At 64.8% G+C, this 18,096-nt stretch carries 20 protein-coding genes and 1 pseudogene; 13 read left to right on the top strand and 8 right to left on the bottom strand.

From position 1 onward, the window contains the following. The first annotated feature begins 1 nt into the window (after nt 1). From HCA61_RS05655 to HCA61_RS05675, 5 genes are read left to right on the top strand one after another with little or no spacing between them, the layout of a single operon-like run. A complete protein-coding gene (locus tag HCA61_RS05655; protein WP_169687184.1) occupies nt 2-499 on the top strand; it encodes a nuclear transport factor 2 family protein in 498 nt (165 codons plus the stop codon). Nucleotides 500-540: 41 nt separating this feature from the next. Then, nucleotides 541-1,821, top strand: coding sequence for an aromatic ring-hydroxylating dioxygenase subunit alpha (locus HCA61_RS05660; protein ID WP_169687185.1), 1,281 nt, complete (start codon nt 541-543; stop codon nt 1,819-1,821). Continuing rightward, the gene (locus HCA61_RS05665) at nt 1,814-2,308 is read left to right on the top strand and encodes an aromatic-ring-hydroxylating dioxygenase subunit beta (RefSeq protein ID WP_169687186.1); all 495 of its coding nucleotides are present in this window, start codon (nt 1,814-1,816) and stop codon (nt 2,306-2,308) included. The genes HCA61_RS05660 and HCA61_RS05665 overlap by 8 nt, the downstream gene beginning before the upstream one ends. A 9-nt stretch (nt 2,309-2,317) precedes the next feature. Beyond that, nucleotides 2,318-3,064 carry an SDR family oxidoreductase gene (locus HCA61_RS05670; RefSeq protein ID WP_169687187.1) on the top strand — a complete coding sequence of 249 codons (747 nt, stop codon included), beginning with the start codon at nt 2,318-2,320 and terminating at the stop codon, nt 3,062-3,064. A 26-nt stretch (nt 3,065-3,090) separates the two neighbouring features. Further along, nucleotides 3,091-4,041, top strand: coding sequence for a PDR/VanB family oxidoreductase (locus HCA61_RS05675; RefSeq protein ID WP_169687188.1), 951 nt, complete (start codon nt 3,091-3,093; stop codon nt 4,039-4,041). An 8-nt stretch (nt 4,042-4,049) separates the two neighbouring features. Here HCA61_RS05675 and HCA61_RS05680 read toward each other — a convergent pair whose 3' ends face one another. The 3 genes from HCA61_RS05680 to HCA61_RS05690 form a co-directional block, all read right to left on the bottom strand. Then, entirely contained in the window at nt 4,050-4,703 is a 654-nt protein-coding gene (locus HCA61_RS05680) for a response regulator (RefSeq protein ID WP_169687189.1), read from the bottom strand. Beyond that, nucleotides 4,703-5,023 carry a hypothetical protein gene (locus HCA61_RS05685; protein WP_169687190.1) on the bottom strand — a complete coding sequence of 107 codons (321 nt, stop codon included), beginning with the start codon at nt 5,021-5,023 and terminating at the stop codon, nt 4,703-4,705. The genes HCA61_RS05680 and HCA61_RS05685 overlap by 1 nt, the downstream gene beginning before the upstream one ends. Before the next feature lie 92 nt (nt 5,024-5,115). Next, nucleotides 5,116-6,408: an amidase gene (locus tag HCA61_RS05690; protein ID WP_169687191.1), complete on the bottom strand. Its 1,293-nt coding sequence runs from the start codon at nt 6,406-6,408 to the stop codon at nt 5,116-5,118. Nucleotides 6,409-6,597: 189 nt separating this feature from the next. Here HCA61_RS05690 and HCA61_RS05695 point away from each other — a divergent pair, with 189 nt between their 5' ends. Both HCA61_RS05695 and HCA61_RS05700 read left to right on the top strand, forming a co-directional pair. Then, nucleotides 6,598-8,019, top strand: coding sequence for an MFS transporter (locus HCA61_RS05695; RefSeq protein ID WP_169687192.1), 1,422 nt, complete (start codon nt 6,598-6,600; stop codon nt 8,017-8,019). A 25-nt stretch (nt 8,020-8,044) separates the two neighbouring features. Then, nucleotides 8,045-9,244, top strand: a complete 1,200-nt coding sequence (locus HCA61_RS05700; RefSeq protein ID WP_240958962.1) for a flavin reductase family protein — start codon at nt 8,045-8,047, stop codon at nt 9,242-9,244. A gap of 11 nt (nt 9,245-9,255) precedes the next feature. On the opposite strand, the gene HCA61_RS05705 is transcribed toward HCA61_RS05700, so the two are convergent. Next, on the bottom strand, nt 9,256-9,699 hold the full coding sequence (locus HCA61_RS05705; protein ID WP_169687193.1) for a hypothetical protein: 444 nt from the start codon (nt 9,697-9,699) through the stop codon (nt 9,256-9,258). A 45-nt stretch (nt 9,700-9,744) separates the two neighbouring features. Further along, nucleotides 9,745-10,284: a TetR-like C-terminal domain-containing protein gene (locus HCA61_RS05710; RefSeq protein ID WP_169687194.1), complete on the bottom strand. Its 540-nt coding sequence runs from the start codon at nt 10,282-10,284 to the stop codon at nt 9,745-9,747. A gap of 19 nt (nt 10,285-10,303) precedes the next feature. On the opposite strand from HCA61_RS05710, the gene HCA61_RS05715 reads away from it, so the two are divergent. From HCA61_RS05715 to mhpB, 3 genes and pseudogenes are all read left to right on the top strand, one after another. Next, the gene (locus tag HCA61_RS05715) at nt 10,304-10,984 is read left to right on the top strand and encodes a lysophospholipid acyltransferase family protein (RefSeq protein ID WP_169687195.1); all 681 of its coding nucleotides are present in this window, start codon (nt 10,304-10,306) and stop codon (nt 10,982-10,984) included. A gap of 65 nt (nt 10,985-11,049) precedes the next feature. Continuing rightward, a complete protein-coding gene (gene nhaA, locus HCA61_RS05720; RefSeq protein WP_169687196.1) occupies nt 11,050-12,903 on the top strand; it encodes a Na+/H+ antiporter NhaA in 1,854 nt (617 codons plus the stop codon). Nucleotides 12,904-12,993: 90 nt separating this feature from the next. Further along, nucleotides 12,994-13,200: pseudogene (mhpB, locus tag HCA61_RS05725) on the top strand (3-carboxyethylcatechol 2,3-dioxygenase); the annotation flags it as partial. 93 nt (nt 13,201-13,293) lie between these two features. Here the strand turns inward: mhpB and HCA61_RS05730 are convergent. From HCA61_RS05730 to HCA61_RS05740, 3 genes are all read right to left on the bottom strand, one after another. Next, on the bottom strand, nt 13,294-13,440 hold the full coding sequence (locus tag HCA61_RS05730; RefSeq protein ID WP_169687197.1) for a hypothetical protein: 147 nt from the start codon (nt 13,438-13,440) through the stop codon (nt 13,294-13,296). 94 nt (nt 13,441-13,534) lie between these two features. Next, entirely contained in the window at nt 13,535-14,392 is an 858-nt protein-coding gene (locus HCA61_RS05735) for an alpha/beta hydrolase (RefSeq protein WP_169687198.1), read from the bottom strand. 52 nt (nt 14,393-14,444) lie between these two features. Beyond that, nucleotides 14,445-14,930, bottom strand: coding sequence for a nuclear transport factor 2 family protein (locus tag HCA61_RS05740; protein WP_169687199.1), 486 nt, complete (start codon nt 14,928-14,930; stop codon nt 14,445-14,447). Between the two features lie 204 nt (nt 14,931-15,134). On the opposite strand from HCA61_RS05740, the gene HCA61_RS05745 reads away from it, so the two are divergent. From HCA61_RS05745 to HCA61_RS05755, 3 genes are all read left to right on the top strand, one after another. Continuing rightward, the gene (locus tag HCA61_RS05745; RefSeq protein WP_169687200.1) at nt 15,135-16,307 is read left to right on the top strand and encodes an acyl-CoA dehydrogenase family protein; all 1,173 of its coding nucleotides are present in this window, start codon (nt 15,135-15,137) and stop codon (nt 16,305-16,307) included. Between the two features lie 29 nt (nt 16,308-16,336). After that, the gene (gene bphC, locus HCA61_RS05750) at nt 16,337-17,245 is read left to right on the top strand and encodes a biphenyl-2,3-diol 1,2-dioxygenase (RefSeq protein WP_169687201.1); all 909 of its coding nucleotides are present in this window, start codon (nt 16,337-16,339) and stop codon (nt 17,243-17,245) included. A gap of 177 nt (nt 17,246-17,422) precedes the next feature. After that, a complete protein-coding gene (locus HCA61_RS05755; RefSeq protein ID WP_247273313.1) occupies nt 17,423-18,055 on the top strand; it encodes a helix-turn-helix domain-containing protein in 633 nt (210 codons plus the stop codon). Nucleotides 18,056-18,096: the final 41 nt, after the last annotated feature.

An 18,096-nucleotide genomic window follows, 5' to 3' on the forward strand; every position in this document is an offset into this window, starting at 1 on the left:
GATGACCGCCCTCGAACGCCGTCTGGCCATCCTCGAAGCGAAGGACGCCGTCCGCGACTGCCTGACCCGCTACATGGACCTGTGCGACGTGCCCGGGCCATTGGAGAGCACCGACGAGATCGGACTGCTGTTCACCGCGGAGGCGACCTGGGAGGGGGTAGGCCCCGAGTACGCCGGCAAGTTCGGAATCGCCCGAGGCCGCGCCGAGGTGGTTGCGCTCGTCTCGCGGTATCTTCCACCGGCAAAGCACTTCGTCCGCAATGCACATCTGCTCGGCAGCGAGCAGACCCAGGTGGACGGTGACGGTGTTCGGGGCCGCTGGATCATGCAGCAACTCTCTCTCTACGCCGATGGCACCGCCGAGTTGTTGTGCGCCCGACTCGAAATCGACTTCGAGATCGAACAACTCCCCCATCCCACCGCTCGGATGAGCCGGTTCCGTACGCAGCGGATGTTCGCGACACCGCTGCCCACCGAAGCAATGGCCCACCTGCACTGATGCGGACGCCCGCACAACACGAACTCTGAAAGAAGAGCACCATGACAACGGTCGAGCATTCGATCCAGGAGAATTACGGCGACCTCGTCGGCACCGATCGTGTCGCCGGCCGGCTCTACACCGATCCGGAAATCTTCCGCGTGGAGATGGAGAAGATCTTCTACCGCACGTGGGTGTGGGTCGCGCACGAGAGCGAGATCCCCGAGGCCGGATCGTTCAAAACCACGCAGGTGGGCGATCAGCCGGTGATCGTCACCCGCGATCGCAAAGGCAATTTCAACACGCTACTCAACCGGTGCCGGCATCGCGGCGCGACCGTGTGCGACCAGCGCAGCGGCAAGGCGAACGGCTTCACCTGCCCCTACCACAACTGGTCGTACGCACTCGACGGTCGCCTGCGCGGCATCCCGTACCCGGACGGGTACGAGGGTGTCATCGACAAGAAGGACTACCCGCTCCAGACCCTCCGCACCGAAAGCTACATGGGAATGATCTGGGCGACGTTCAACCAGGACGCCGAGCCGCTCGAAGATTTCCTGGGCGACGCCAAGATCTGGATGGAGCGGTTCTTCAAACAGAGCAACGGTTTACCGACGAAGGTCATCGGCGTACACAAGTTCCGGTTCAAAGGGAACTGGAAGATCCAGCTCGAGAACACCACCGACGGTTACCACTTCCCGATGGTCCACAAGTCGTGGATGGCCTCGGTCGATGCGGAAACCGCGAACATGATGTCGTTCATGGACGATCCGAGCGCTGAAACACACTCGCTCGGCAACGGGCACAGTGTCGCCATCATGGCGGCCGCCCACATGGACCTCGACGTCGACGACGGCACCGAAGAAATCCAGCCTCGATTCCAGCATCTCGTCGACGAACTCGCCGAAGCCGGCGAAAGTCCCGAGCGGATCCGCCGCTACATGCGCTCGATGCACGGATGCGGATTCAACCTCAACACGTTCCCGAACGTGGCGATGTCGTCGTCGTTCTTCCGCGTGCTCATCCCCATTTCCGTCGACGAAACCGAGATCTGGCACATGGCCATCGGCATGGACGGCGGACCCGAGAGCGTCAACCGGGAGCGGCTGCGCATCCACGAACATTTCCAGGGACCGTTCGGTTTCGGTAGCCCCGACGATGCCGAAGGCTGGACCCGGGTGCAGATCGGCGCCGGCGGCAATCCCAACATGCCGATCCTTGTCAACCGCGGCGAGGGACGCGAATATCTCACCGAAGAAGGCTGGCCCACTTCACATGTCACCGACGAAACGGGAATGCGTGAGGCCTACGCAATGTGGAAGAAGTTGATGAGCGATGACTGACCTCACCCTGACGGACCCCCGCGTCCTGCGCGCGATCGAGCTCATCTGGAAGGAAGCCGAAGCGCTCGACGACAAGGACTACAAGTCGTGGGAGCAGATGTACTCCGACGATGCCCATTACGTCGTCCCGATCGACCCGGATACCGACGATTTCGGGTCGTCGCTCAACCTGGTGTACGACGACAAGCGCATGCGGCGGCTTCGCGTCGAGCGCATGCTGCAGGGCTATTCGCCGTCTGCAGTGGCGGCGGCACGCACCGTCCGGGTCATCTCCCGCTTCACCGTGCGCGAGCTCACCGACACGTCCGTCACCATTAGCTCGGCCCAGATTCTCAACGCGTTCAAGCGGAACGAGTTCCTGACCCTCGGCGCGAACCTGACGCACACCGTCGTCTTCGGCGACGAGGGTGACGACAAGATCTCCCTCAAGGTGATCCGTCTCGTCGACAGTGAGGACGCGGTCAGCGCCTCCGGTTACCTGTTGTAAGGAGCTGGTATGACCACCAATGGCATCGCGGTCGTCACCGGCGCCGCCGGCGGAATGGGCGCCGTCATCGCCCGGAAACTCCACACCGGCGGCCGACGCGTCCTTCTTGCCGACCTCGACGGCGGCGCGGTCGACGCACTCGCATCGGAATTGTCCGCTGACGGATCCACCGCGCGCGGGGTCAAGCTCGACGTCGGTCACAAGACCGGCTTCGAAGAGGGACTCGCGGTGTGCGAAGAGCTCTGGGGCACACCGACGATCCTCGTCAACAATGCCGCGGTCACCCAGGCCGCCGACCTGATGACGCTCGCCGAGGACGATTTCACGAGCGTCCTGAACACGAACGTCAACAGCATCTTCTTCGGATGCCAGGTGTTCGGGGCTGCCATGGCCGACAAGGGTTTCGGACGGATTGTCAACATGGCGTCACTCGCGGGCCAGAACGGCGGCACGGCCACCGGCGGCCACTACGCCGCGTCCAAGGGCGCCATCCTCACCACCACCAAGGTGTTCGCACGTGAGCTGGCGAGCCGGGGCGTGACGGTGAACGCCGTCTCTCCCGGCCCGCACGACCTGCCCGTGGTGCGCAGGACGGTGCCCGCAGACAAGCTCGAAGGCATCATCGCGGGGATCCCGGTGGGGCGCCTCGGAAGCCCGTCGTTCATCGCCGACACGGTCGCGTTGCTGACCTCCGACGACGCTTTCTTCGTCACCGGCGCTTGCTGGGACGTCAACGGCGGACTGTACGTCCGCTGACTGTTGCTACACAAGGAGAAACGGACATGGCACTCATCGACGTCATCGTCTCCGATATCACCCAGGAAACGCCGACCATCAAGTCGATCAGGTTGGAGAAGCCCGACGGGTCGCCGCTGGGTACATATCTTCCGGGCGCGCACATCGACGTGGAAGGGCCGACGGCCATCACACGCCAGTACTCGCTCTGCAGCACCCCCGACTCCGCGGACTCGTTCGCCTTTGCCGTCAAACGTGAGGCGAACTCCCGCGGCGGGTCTGCCGCCCTGCACGAACTCGCGGTCGGCGACAGACTCCGCATCAGCGAGCCCCGGAATCTCCTCGGCATCGCAACCGACGCACGACACCATGTACTCGTCGCCGCGGGCATCGGCATAACCCCGATGCTGAGCATGGCCCGCTACATGGATGTCCACGACATCAGCTTCGAGTTGCACTACTTCGCCCGCACCGAAGCCGAAGCGGCGTTCCTGCCGTTGCTGAACGACCGCTGCCCCGACAAGCTCCACGCACACATCGGAGTGTCCCGCGACAGTCAGGAGCAGGTACTCGACGCGGCCTTCACGACATTGCCGGCAGGTACGCACGTCTACACATGCGGACCGGACGGATTCATGGACAAGGTCGTCGCGGTCGCGGGCCGGCATGTTCCGCCCGATGCCGTCCACCTGGAAAATTTCCATGCCGCCGAACAACCCGACACGTCCGAGAACGCGGCCTTCGAAGTGGAACTGGAAGGCGAGACCTACGAGATCCCCGCCGACAAGAGCATCGTCGAGGTGCTCCAGGAGAACGGCTGCGACGTCGACACCTCCTGCCAGGAAGGGATCTGCGGCACCTGCATCATGCAGGTACTGGAAGGGTCGCCCGAGCACCGCGACAACGTGCTCACCAAGGCCGAGAAGGAATCCGGTGAGGTCATCGCGGTATGCGTGTCGCGCACGAAGAGCCCACGGCTCGTGCTGGACTACTACTGATCGGACCGTTACCGATCGGCGTCCGGGACTTCCACTCCGTACCGGAGGAGGTCCCGGACGAAGGTTCCGATGCTGTCGGAATCGGTCTTGCTCTTGATTCGGGCGCGATGGACATCGACCGTCTTCACGCTCATCCCCAGCCTGCGGGCAATGTTCTGACTGGGTAGTCCTTCGACGACCAGGGCGAGGATCTGCCGCTCCCTCGGAGTCAGGCACTCGAGCTTCTCCTGCACGATCGTACGCGAGACATGCTCTGCGAACCGGCTTCTGGCTCTCTCCGCACCGGACTGCACGGCGTCGAGCAGTCGCTGCGGATCGTAGGGCTTCTCGAGGAAGTCCATCGCCCCCTTCTGCAGCGCCCCGACGGACATCCTGATGTCGCCGTGCGCAGAGACGAAGATGATCACGACGTGCGGGGCGAATTCGTTGATTCTCTCCTGCAACCGCGTCCCGCTCATTCCGGGCATCCGCACATCGAGCACGATGCAGGCCGGTGTCGAACCGTCGTACACGTCGAGGAAGGCATCAGCACTGTGGCAGATCACCGGCTTGATACCGATGCTCTCGAGAATCCAGTCGACGGAATCGCACAGCGCAGGGTCGTCGTCGACGACGTACACAGTTGCCTCCGGCGCATCTTCGGTGGCGCGTGCGGTGGTCATCAGGCGTCGCCTCCCGCCGCGACGTTGTCTTCCGACCCGGTGCTGTCGCCCCACCCGGCCTCAGCGGTCCAGTACCGCGCTCCCACCGCACTCAGTTGTGGCTCCCACGGCGTGGTGCGCCTCAGCAGTGGTTCCTCCCCGCGCACCGACTCATCGGCGGCTTCCGGACCGTCCGCCTCCACCGTCCAGTGCACCCAATTGACCTCGCGGCCGTACTCGTCGTGCACGAACAGGTCGACGTGATGCCACCCGTAGTTGAAGGTGTCCTCGTAGCAGGTGAGGAACATCCGATGATGGTTGACCGGTCGAGGTGTCAGCATCCCGGTATCTCCCGAAATCGTTGTGTCGTCCGAATGCACTGCTTCTCCCGAAATTACTGCGCTTTCCCGAATTTTCAGTGGTGCAGTCATCGTCATCCGGCCACCGGCGGCAGATCACGGAGTGCCGCTTCGAGTTTCTCCCCGACGTCGAACAGATACCCCTCGTCGCCGGCCGATCCGATCACCTGCAGCCCCAGCGGGAGCCCCTGCACCGTGCGGGCGCCCGGCACAACCACCACGGGCACGCCGAGCAGCTGCCACGGGCGGCTCAGAATCGGTGATCCGGTCGCAGACAACCCCTTCGGTGCCGGACCCGTTGCGGCGGGGCCGACGATCACAGCCGGACCGTCGAGTATCTCGCGCAGAAGTTCGCGCGAGCGATCGCGACGGATCAGGGCGGAAGAATATGCAGAACCGGAAATCTCGCGGCCCTGCTGCAGCAGGTCCTGAATCTGAGGGCTCAGCTCGTCACGGTGCTCGTCGAACTCACCGGCGCGCTCCCGCGCGGCCTCATAGCCCATGACCGTGAGGTGATCATCCGCAAGCGTCTTGACGTGATCGTCCCAATCGAGTGGTTGCGACCGGAACCCCAGATCGCCCAGGAGGGCGGGGATTCGGCCCAGCAGTGCAATCATCGCGGGGTCCAGATAGTCGAGGTAGCTACCGCCCCAAACAAACACGCTCGTAGCGCTGCCGAATGGATCGCTCGATTGCGCACCGAGGAACGCCTCGTGCACGTACCGGAGGTCGGCGACAGTGCGGGTCAGAAACCCCAGGGAATCGAGCGATTCGCTCAGGCCGATGATTCCCGACATATCGGTGCTGCCGTGCGGAAGTACCATTCCCGCTGCACCGCAGTACGACGCGGGGCGAGTCAAGGATCCTGCAGTCTGCGTGCCGAGAGCCAGCGGCACAGTGCCTGCACCCACCGCTACCGCGGAACCGCTCGACGACCCACCCGGCGTGTGATCGAGTGCGTGCGGGTTACGGGTGGGGCCGGGACGGAAATAGCCGAACTCCGTCGTCACGGTCTTGCCCTGGACGACAGCGCCGAGCGCCCGAAGCCGGGCAACGCAGGGCGCATCGGAAGTGGCCGCCGAGGAAGGAGTGACGGACGAGCCGGCACGCGTGGGCATACCCGCGACATCGATGAGGTCTTTCACGCCGACGGAGACACCGCGCAGGGGGAGGTCGCGTGGGTCGTTGTCGATATCCGCGGCCTCGGCGGCTGCCGTCGACGAGAGCTGCACCCACGCCTCGAACTCCGACTCCCTGGCCTCGATCGCCGCTCTGACCTGCGAGACGAGTTCCGTCGCGGTCGTCTCGCCCGCTCCGATCGACCGCACTTGATCCGAAACCGACAAACCAACCGCGGGCGCGTTCACATCTTCCTCCTACGTTCGCTGACCTCACCATTCTGCCCAGTGAGCGCAGTCGCCGACAGTAAAGGTTTCCCTCCTACCCGAGCGAGGGAACGGCAAATATGTTTTCCACACCGTCGGTCCGATGGTGCCCGTCCAACACTTCCCGCACGCACCACGCCCCTTCCCAGCCCACAAGAAAGGCGGCTGCACATGGCTTCATCCGTGGCGCCGGACACGATCATCGACTCTCCCCGACCGGAGACCTCGAAGAAGATCGATTTCGGCAGAATGAACCGCAAGGCCTGGCTCGTCACAGCACTGCTCGTCCTGTTCCAGATCGTCGCGTTCGCCGACAAGGCAGTGCTGGGACTGGTTGCGTCCGAGGCGATTCCCGATCTGGGGATCTCCGCGGTCGAATTCGGCTTCATCGGCAGCGCCTTCTTCTTCCTGTACGCCGTGGTATCTGTCGTGACCGGATTTCTCGCAGCGAGGTTCTCGGTGCGGTGGATCATCCTCACGATGGGCGTCGTGTGGGCGGTCATGCAGTTCCCCATGCTGCTCGGTGGCGGTGCCGCGATCCTGCTCGTGACCCGCATCGTGCTCGGTGGCGCCGAAGGACCGGCCACGGCGATGTCGCTGACCTCGGTCCATTCGTGGTTCGAGCCGCGTCGCCGTGCCCTGCCGTCGAATCTCGTGGCTGCCGGCTCCACCCTCGGCCCTGTTCTCGCCGCGCCCGCACTGGCGTGGGTCATCGGCGAGTGGGGCTGGCGCTGGGCCTTCGGCGCCCTCGGTATCGTGGGATTCGTCTGGGTGGTCGCATGGGTGTTGCTCGCCGGCGACGGCCCCCACTCGGGTCATGGAAAGCTCGGCGAGGGCGAGGACGGTGTGTCCGCCGAGGCTACCGCCGAGATGGACACCGAAGACGTCGACAAGCAGAAGCCCATCGCTCTCTGGCGCGCATTCGCCAGCCTGACCTTCCTCGCTGCGGTCATCGGCGGCGGTTCCAACTTCTGGGTCCAGGGTTTCGTGACGACGTGGCTTCCGCAGTATCTCGGCACCGTCGTCGGGCTTTCCCTCCCTCAGGTCGGAACGGTCACGACCATTCCGTGGATCCTCGGCGCGATCGTCCTGCTGTTCCTCGGCTACCTGGGCCACCGGCTGATGCAGAAGGGCTTCGATTCGCACCGCTCCATCGCTGTCCCCTTCGGGATCGCGGCACTCGTCGCCGGTATCTGCTTCATCCTCGTCCAGACAGCATCAGGCGTCTTCGCTGTGGCGTTGCTCTGCATCGCAGCCGGTTGCAGCCTCGCCTACCCCATGACCGCATCAGCATTGGCGTTCTCCGTGGGCAAGAAACAGCGGCCCATCATGATGGCCACGCTCGGTGGTGTCGCCTCCGTTGGAGCGATCATCTCGCCCACGCTCGTCGGATGGCTGATGACCCGAGCCGGGTATGTCTCGCCGCCATCCGGATCGGAACTCACCCCCGAGATGGCGAACAACATGGCCGCCGGTGTGCACCAGGCATTCACGATCACCGGTGTCGTCCTCCTCGTCGGCGGCGTGCTGTGCATCCGGTTCCTCCGCCCCGAGGCCCTCGGACGCAAGCTCCAGGCCGGCTACAGCAAGTAATCTCCCCCGAGCAAGGAGGGCACTCATGTCCACCGATACCACCATCGACATCGACAGTGACATCGATAAGGGTCTGTTCCGCGAGGTCATGGGCCACTATCCCACCGGCGTCGCGGTAGTCACGGGTCGCGCGGACGACGGCGAGCTGCTCGCTCTCGTCGTCGGCACATTCAGCTCGGTGTCTCTCGAGCCTCCACTCGTCTCATTCATGCCGATGAAGACATCCAAGTCGTTCGACAAGCTCCGCCGATGCAATTCGGTATGCATCAATATTCTCGGCGGCGAGCAGGAAGACCTTGTCTCCACGATCGCACGACGTTGGGAGAACAAGTTCGACGGCATCGATTGGTTCGGCTCGCCCTCCGGCGACCCCGTGCTCGAACAGTCCGTCGCGTGGATCGATGCCCGCATCACGAACACACTGGACGCCGGTGACCATTGGATCGTCCTCTGCAGCGTGAACGACATGGCCGTCACCAATCCTGTTGCGCCGCTGCTCTATTTCCAAGGGGGCTACGGCAGTTTCGTCAGCACCTCCCTGATGGCCCGGATGGACCACGAGATCATGGATGAGATCCACGATGTGGAGATCGCACGCCCCGATGTCGAGGCCCTTGCCCGGGCCGTCGGATGCGAAGTCATCCTCTACACAGCAATCAGCAGGGACGAGATGGCGACGGTGCTGTCCGCAGTCGGGCCGGGGGTCGATCGGGAGAACGGGCTGGCGCGACGAATACCGATCGTGCCGCCCATCGGCGACAGCGTGGTCTTCGACCGGGCCGACGACGAGCAGGAGCGATGGCTGGCCAAGGCCCACGGCGTCGACGAATCCGTGAAGGGACACTACCGGCAGCGGACAGCATTCCTCCGCACCCACGGATACGTGCTCTCACTGCTTCCGCAGGAGGGGATCGCTGCCTACGATTCGATGTGCGAGGCCACGCGCCGATACGAGTGCGGGCGCCTGACGCCCGTGCAGGAGCGTGACATTCGGGCATCGATCGTCGAATCGACGGTCGACTACCGTCCGCGGGAACTCGATCCCGAGTGTCGCTACAACGTGGGGTCTGTCGTGCTGCCCGTCCGCAACCGGGACGGGAGCCACACACGAACCTTACGTCTGGCCCAGCTTCCGACGGATGCATCCGGAGCGGCGGTCGCGGAATGGATTTCCCGAGCCAAGGCAGTTGTCGCGGTGCTGGAAGGGCGATCCGGTGGGCAGTAGGTGTCGCTGCGCTACGCCTTCAGCACCAGGAGGAAACCACCACCGCCGGCATCGATCTGGGTGTCGAACCGCATGTCGGGTTCCAGCCGCGACAGTCTGTCGAGCAACCACGCGGAAGCGTCTTCGGCATCGGATTTCGCGGGGCACCGGGCGACGGCAACGCGCCCGCCCTTCCGTCTCAGCTGTTCGACCACGCCGATGATTGGTGCGGGGTCGACGACGAACAGCTGATCGGGCCACGGTACGACCGGCTTCACGGCACCTTTCTTGGTGTTGCAGGCGCGGTGCGCGAGCCGCTCGACCCCGCCCTTCCCCTTGGCGCCCTTCTTGGCTGTATTGATGCTGTCGATGCTGGGGCCGCGCGGGTCGTTGACCGACATATCGGAGTCCACTGGTTCGTCGCACAACCAGCATCTCCACGACTCGCGGTCGCCGACTTCCTGAAGGGTGCTCATGGGCACGAACGCTACCTGGGCACTCGGTGTGGTCAGCCGTTCGGCTCAGCGAAGACTGTCGCGTACGACGCGGTCGATCAGTTCCGCCTCGTTCACGTTCGATGCTGCAAGTCCCAGCGAGCCTGTCGACGAGAGTACGGCTATCCCGTGGACCCCGACCCACAGCGCAGCCGCGCTCTGTGCCGCGTCTTCCACGTCTGCCGATTGCTCGACCATCGTGACCAGCCATGTGAACAGCGGTTGCGACACGGTCCGCAGCTCGGCGCCGGAGCCTTCGAGCAGGTCGTGCCGGAAGATCAGTGTGAACATCGCCGGCCGACGGCGGGCGAAGTCGACATAGGCAACGGCCAGTGCGGCGAGGTTGCCGTCTGTTCCCGCCGCCGCGGCGAGCACCGCCGAGAGGTCTTTCAAGCCGACCTCGGCGATCGCCGCGAGCAGACTCCTGTGGGTGGGGAACCATCGTCGCGGCGCACCGTGCGAGACACCTGCTCGCCGCGCAATCTCTCGCAGACCGATCTCTGCCGACCTTGTCTCCTCCAGCAACTCGATGCCCGCCCTCACCAGGGCCGATCTCGTATCTTCCATCTTCGTGTAGACACTGTCTATGCGTTTCTGGAGTGCGTGCTTCTACCGGCTGTGCCGGCACGTATTGATCGGCCCGGTCCTGCATCTACCCAGGCGTCCGAAGATCGTTGGTCGCGAGAACCTCCCCCGCCACGGGCCGGTCATCGTGGCGGCCAACCATCTCGCAGTACTCGACTCGTTCTACCTGACGTTGGCCGCCCGGCGGCAGATCACCTTCCTGGCGAAGCGCGAGTACTTCGGCAGAAGCGGCGTCGTCGGACGCCTCCAGCGGTGGTTCTTCTCGGCCATGGGTCAGATTCCGGTGGATCGACGAGGAGGATCAACGGCAGCCCCCGCGCTCGAGGCCGCGATCCGGATCGTCGAGCAAGGCGGAGCGTGGGGCATCCATCCGGAAGGCACGCGGTCGCCCGACGGTCGCCTCTATCGAGGGCGGACCGGCGCTGCCCGAGTCGCCCTGGAGACCGGAATTCCGCTTGTGCCAGTAGCCATTACGGGGACCCGGCCGGATCGCTCGATTCCGTGGTGGCGCCGCAGAGTCTCGGTTGAGATCCTCGAACCACTGGACTTGACTCCATACCGTGGCGCCGGAGCGGCAGGTGCACGAGCCGCCACAGACGTGTTGATGCTCGAACTCGCCGCTCGAACAGGGCAGGAGTACGTCGACGCGTACGCGCGAGAATGGAAGGAGGTCGAGACGTGACCCGGGCGCCCTCCAGCGGCGATAGGCTTGCCGACGATTGAGAGCCAGCTTCGGAGCGAGGGCACATGGCAGTCGACGAACATCCCGGAGGACTTCGCCGGATATCGCTGATCCTCGCTGGAATTCGCGATGGCACCGACGACGACAAACTGGCGGCCGGATTCCTGGTCGTCGCCACCGTGGTGGCGTTGATCTGGGCCAACGTGGGCGACTCGTACGAGGCGTTCTGGCACACTCCGTTGAGTATTCGAATCGGCGACTACGGCATCAGCCTCGACTTGAAGCATTGGGTCAACGACGCAGTGATGACCTTGTTCTTCTTCGTCGTCGGCCTCGAGGTGAAGCGCGAACTCACGATCGGAGAACTCACCGACCGCTCGCGCGCCGCGGTGCCTCTCGTTGCCGCGATCGCCGGTCTGGCGTTACCCGCTGCGCTCTTCCTCCTGCTCAACCCGAGCGGGGAGGCCGCCGGTGCGTGGGGCGTGGTGGTCTCCACCGATACGGCATTCGTGTTGGGCGCACTCGCGCTGGTCGGACCTCGGTGCCCCGCCCGACTGCGCGTGTTCATCCTGACCCTCGCAGTAGCCGACGATATCGGCGCACTCGCAATCATCGCCCTCTTCTACACCGACGAACTGCGGCTGGGTTATCTGCTGCTGGGCGGGGTGGGCTTGCTTCTCATCCTGCAGTTCCGCCGGCTCGAGGTGTGGCGTGGCATCGCCTACTTCATCGTTGCGGCGGGGACCTGGGTGGCGTTCTACGAGTCGGGCGTGCATCCCACCCTCGCCGGGGTGCTGATCGCGCTGATCCTTCCCGTCTACCCGCCGAGACGCAGCGAAGTGGAACGTGCGGGCGAACTCACGCGGGCTTTCCGTCAATCGCCCAACTCCGACTATGCGCGCGCCGCACAGCTCAGCGTGCTCCGAGCAGTCTCCGTCAACGAGCGGCTGTTGCGGTTCTATCAGCCGTACACCGCGTTTCTCGTGGTACCGATCTTCGCACTCGCCAACGCCGGAGTCGCGGTGACCGGGCAGACCGTGAGCGACGCGATTCGGTCGCCGATCACCTGGGGCGTGATTCTCGGTTTGGTGGTGGGCAAACTGGTCGGCATCACCGCCGCCACCGCCGCGTTCTCCCGGCTGCGCCCCGGCAGCCTCCAACCGGGCCTCACTCTGTCACAGGTCAGTGGGGGCGCGGCGCTCGCCGGAATCGGTTTCACCATATCGCTGTTCATCGTGGATCTGGCCCTCGAATCTCCGGACGCTGCCAACGATGCCCGCATCGGCGTGCTCGTCGCAGCCGTTCTCGCGACCGGCTTGGGCTGGGTGTTGTTCAGGCTCGCAGATCGCCGCCACCCGCCGGAAGGCGTCACCGGACACGTGTTGCTGCGGCCGGTCGACCCGGACAGAGATCACCTGCGCGGACCGGTGGACTCACCGCTCACTCTCGTCGAGTATGGCGACTTCGAGTGTCCGTTCTGCAGCAAAGCCACCGGAAGCATCCGAGAGGTGCACGCGCACTTCGGCGAGGAACTCCGTTATGTTTTCCGGCACCTGCCGCTCGACGAGGCACATCCGCACGCGCGTTTCGCAGCCGAGGCCGCCGAGGCCGCGGCGGCGCAAGGCCGGTTCTGGGATATGCATGATCATCTCTTCGTCAACAGCGATGCCCTCACCGAAGACGAAATCTACGTACACGCCGAGCAGTTGGGGCTCGACATGGAGCGGTTCGCCGAAGATATGCGGCTGGGACGATACCGGCATCGGGTGGAGGACGACGACCTCGACGCCGCGTCGAGCGATGTGCACGGGACCCCGACGTTCTACGTAGGCGCCACCGGCTCGGATCTCACCCTGCACACCGGCCCGTTCGACGCGGCGACCTTGATCCGGAAACTCGAGGAGATCCGTGGTCTGTAGATCGGCACATCCTCCGCGTGGGGCGCTGAACGGCAGCGCGAGATTGTGTGTCTCCCAGCTATTCGGCCACGCCGTCAGAGGGGTCGAGTCGCGGCCGGTGAGGCCGACATCATGGACCTCGATCCCGAGTGGGACCGAGCGTTTCTCGACGTGTGCAGGTCCGGACGCGTCGAGGACGTTGCCGCATACTCCGCGCTCAGCGCCTGCGGCGACTACGACGTGACCTATGAGTTCTACAGGCCCATCAAGGAATACATTGCCGGGTTCGCCGTGACCACGGCGCTCCTGGCGGGTTGACGCCTGACCGATTCATGACGGTCGAGATCGGAGCGAGCGCTCCGGCCACGGATCGGGTTCATCATCGGAACCCTCCGTGGCCGGACCAACCGCTCAGCGCGACCCGCGACGCTTCTGGCTCAACTTGGTGAACAGTTCCTGAGCCTTACGTTGATTCTCGGGCTTGGAGGCCTCCCTCTTGATGACCTGGACGGCTTTGATCGCGACGCCACTCTTGATGACCTTGCTGAGCATTCCCATCGTGCACCCGTCCGTCGTTGTTCGCGAAAGTTCGATACTTCCAAGATACGGGGCTTCGGGGACCACACCGCCGACGGCGCGGGGCACCGGCGACCTATCGGAGAACGGACTCTTCGACAGCAGAACGGAGCAAGGCCCTGAATCGGGAGGGGGCTTCCAGCCACGGAAAATGGCCGGCGTCGGACAGAATCGAGACGTTGCATTCGAGGTGCTCGCCCCAGCGGGTCAACGCCTCCGCGGGCCGAGGGTCGCCCGCACCGCCGATGATCACCGACCCCGCAGGCACCAGTTCTCGCAGTACGTCGACGTGTGAATCGAGCGGGTCGGCCCGCTTCTCGACTCCCAGCTCACGGTTCATCCGATAGTTGATCGGACGCCGGACGCGCGCGGCCTCCAGCGCCCACCGCCACGCGCGACGCCGGTCGGCGTGGTCGGTGAACCACGACAGGGCGAGGAACTCGATCTCCTCCGCCTCGGACCGGGTCTCCATGGCGTCGAGGATTTCGAATCTGGATTGCTGGGTGTACGTCCGCCGCGACGTTTCGGTCGCCCTGCACGGCTCACGCCAATCACCTGTGAACGGTCCGGCCAGGTGCACGAGCCGCGCGACGCGCTCGGGGTGTGCGAGCGTGAAATAGCTGGCGAGGTCGGAACCGTACGAATGCCCCACCAGCACGACCTGTTCGTGACGCCATCCGTCGAGGAGACGCAGCAGGTCTGCGATGTGTCGGGTGAGGGTGTGCGGGCCGTCCCAGCGCGACTTGCCCGTGCCACGCTGGTCGTAGCGGTGGACGACGGTGACGTCGTCGAGCATCTGCGCAACCGCCTGCAGATAATCGGGGATCCCTGGGCCACCGTGGAGCAGGACTACCGGCGGCGCGGATCTACGCAATCCGGTCGTCCAGGTGCAGAGCGTGGCATCGTCGTCCATCTCGACCATGCACATCGCCATGCACACAATCTAGAAGGTTCGTCCACGCTCCGCTGCCGGACCGACGAAGAAGTCAGCGCGACGCCCGGGCCAGCAGCTCGCGGGCTTCCTCGCTGCCGTTGAGGACACGCGCGGTACGACGCTTGATCTTCCATTTTCCGTCGATGCGCGCGAGGTCGAAACGGTTCGCGGTCACGCGCCAGACCCGGTAGGAGTCGGAATCGAGGTTGCGGCGAAGCAGCAGCGAGTGGCACGTCGCGGCGGCGGTGTCGCCGTCGACGCGGATGTGAACGGGGTCGAGGAGGTGGCCGCACCCTTCGTTGATGTAGTCCTGGTGGGGGCGCGTGCGCACCATCTCGGTGATCGCGTCGCGGCCTTCCATCACCCGGATGTCGATGTCGTAGACCGCGTCCTCTGCCCAGAGCTCGCCGACGGCGTCCGCGTCGCCGGCATCCACGGCGGGGCCGTATGCCGTCAGCACTTCCTGAATCGCTGCTTTGTCCTCGAGGAGCTGAACGCGCTCGAGCAGCGAGGCCACCAGTTCTGCAGTGTCGGTCATGTCGCTCCGTCCGGGCTGAGGGCACATCGCGGGCAGCGATGCGAGGGCGAACCCCGTTCTACCTGCCGTCGGATCACGATGTGTCGCACGTCCCGTTCAACGGAAATGTAGGAGCGCCGTCACATCAACTCCTGGGACTGTTCGAGCAAGCACATCCGGCCAGATGCGTAAGCCATATTGTCGAGTTCCCCGGAAGGTTTCCTCATGGGCGTCACGTTGGACAGAATCATGCAGCACGCGGACGAGATCCGCGCTGACGGCGCAGTAGGTGACACGCTGATGCGCCTGCCCGACACCTCCGCGAAGCGCCTGCGCGAATCCGGCGTCATCCGCATGTTCCAGCCGAAGGAGTACGGCGGTCAGGAAGCGCACCCGCGCGAGTTCGCCGAGACGGTGATGGCCATCGGCGGCCTCGACGGCGCGACCGGCTGGGTCGCGGGCATCGTCGGCGTCCACCCGTGGGAGCTGACGTTCTTCGACAAGCGAGCCCAGGAGGAGATCTGGGGCGAGGACTCCGACATGTGGATGGCGTCGCCGTATGCGCCGATGGGTGTCGCGGTGCCGGTCGACGGCGGTTACGTGCTCAACGGCCGCTGGGCGTTCTCGTCGGGGACGGATCACTGCGGCTGGATCATGATCGGCGCCGCTGTCGGCGACAAGGACGGCAACCGCACCGACAAGGTCCTGCACGTCCTGCTGCCGCGTTCCGATTACGACATCGACCCCGACAGCTGGGACGTCATCGGGCTGCGGGGCACCGGTTCCAAGGATCTGATCGTCAAGGATGCGTTCATTCCCGAGTACCGCACGATCGATGCCGATATCGTCCTGAGCGGAAACGGGTGGCGTCACGCAGGCCGGGACGAAACCCTGTACAAGTTCCCGTTCTCGTACATCTTCCCGCTGGGTATCACGTCGTCGTTGATCGGCATGACCGAAGGTGCGCTGGCCTGCTACATCGCCGCACAGAAGGAGCGTGTGCAGGTCACGGGCGTCCCGATCAAGGAAGACCCGTACGTGCTCTACGCGATCAGCGAGGCCGCGTCGGAGATCGAAGCCGCACGCATCACGTTGCTCGAGACGGTCGACCGATTCTGGGACAAGACCGACCGCGGCGAAGAGATCAGCTTCGAAGAGCGTGCCATCGGCCGACGCACCCAGATCTCTTCTGCCTGGCGTGCGGTGCGAGCGATGGACGAGATCTTTGCCCGCGCCGGGGGAGCCGCGGTGCATCGTAAGACACCCATGCAGCGCTTCTGGCGCGACGCGCACGTCGGCCTCACCCACGCCATCCACGTGCCCGGCATGATCTATCACTCTGCGGCGCTCACCCAGCTCGGTGGCGACCCGCAGGGTGCCTACCGTGCAATGATCTGATCCCCCTTTCGCTTTCGAGGAAGAAGACTATGACCGAATTGAGAGGTCTCGGGTACCTCCGCATCCAGACCCAGGACGTCCCGCGCTGGCGCGAACTCCTCATCGACGGCCTCGGCATGGCGGTGGGCTCGGGCCCTGAGACCGATGCCCTCTACGCGCGGGTCGACGAGCGTCGCGCTCGCATCGCGGTGCTGCCCGGCGACTCGGACAAAGCTCTCGCCGTCGGCTGGGAGGTGCGCGACGAGTTCGCGTTGCAGCGGGTCCGTGAGGCCGTCGAGAAGTCGGGACGCGCGGTCGAGGTGTTGTCGCGGAAGGAGGCGACCTACCTCGATGCAGAAAGCGCTATTGCTTTCGACGACCCTGCGGGGACCCGACTGGAGGTGTTCTACGGTCCGGTGCTCGACCACAGCCCGGTCGTGACGCCGTTCGCGGGACGCTGGGTGACGGGCGGGCTCGGTCTCGGCCACGTGGTGTTGCCTGTGACGAATTTCGATGAGGCGTACGAATTCTACACGCAGGTACTGGGTTTCCTTCCTCGCGGCTCGATCCGGCTCGACGAGGAGGGCCTGAACCGAGTGCGGTTCCTCGGTATCAACGAGCGGCACCATGCTCTCGCACTCTGTCCGGCGCCGCCGACCGAGGAGCCGGGCCTGGTGCATCTGATGACCGAGGTCGACAGTCTCGATGCGGTGGGGCAAGCGCTCGATCGCGTCAACCGGATGGATTTTTCGATCTCGTCGACGCTGGGCCGGCACACCAACGACAAGATGATCTCGTTCTACGTCCGCGCACCGGGCGGATGGGATCTCGAGTTCGGCACCGAGGGCATGCTCGTGGACGAGCGGCACTACACGTCGGAGGAGATCACTGCCGATGCGTACTGGGGCCATGACCAGACCGGGTCGGAGCCACTGAAGGCATTCATCCCGGCCGGTTGATGCCGGGACGTCTCACTTGGTACACGGGTAGGTGCACCCACCGAGGGTGCACCTACCCGTTTCGTTCACGGCTCGTTCATCCCCTCTTCCAATTCGGGTTCCACGGCGCTAGATTCGTCACGGCCGCTCCATTGATCGTCTGATCAATACCCCCGACGAACCCCGGAGGAGATCTTCGTGAACATCGCGTGCGAGAACCCCAACACCGTCATGGGACGGGTCACCGCCCTACTCGAACCCTTTCGCGACACCGCAAGCCTCACTCTCACCGAACTCGCCGGCCGCACGGGGTTCCCGCGGTCGTCGACGCATCGGATGCTGCTCCAATTGGTCCAGGTGGGCTTGGTCCACCGCAACGGAACGACGTACTCTCTCGGCCCCAAGCTGCTCGAACTCGGAGCATTGGCGCGCAACCACGATCGCGTCCACCAAGCCGCGCTCCCGACCCTGTACTCCCTCCGACGCGACACCGGCCTCGTCGTCCACCTCGCCGTCCTCGAAGGCGAGAGCCTGCTCTATCTCGAGAAGATCGGTGGCCGTTGGCCCACCGGCCTGCGCACCCGCGCGGGTGAGCGGCGGCCCGCGCGCGAGACGATCGAAGGTGCCGCCATGCTCGCGTTCCGGGAGCGCGCAGACCGGACTGTGGCCTGCGGTGACGATCGCATACGTTGCGCCGCAGCCGCATTCGATGCCGGTCGGGGAGAGATTGCCGCACTGTCGGTGGCAGGTCCGCGCGAACACGCCCCGGCGGATCTGGTTCAACGCATCCGCGATGCCGCCGACACCGTGTCCGCCCGCGCAACACACTGACCTCTCGCAAAGTTCCCTTCCTTCATCGAGAACGGGCTGCT

Origin of the sequence: Rhodococcus sp. HNM0563 (genome assembly GCF_012726195.1) — a bacterium.
GTDB lineage: Bacteria > Actinomycetota > Actinomycetes > Mycobacteriales > Mycobacteriaceae > Rhodococcus.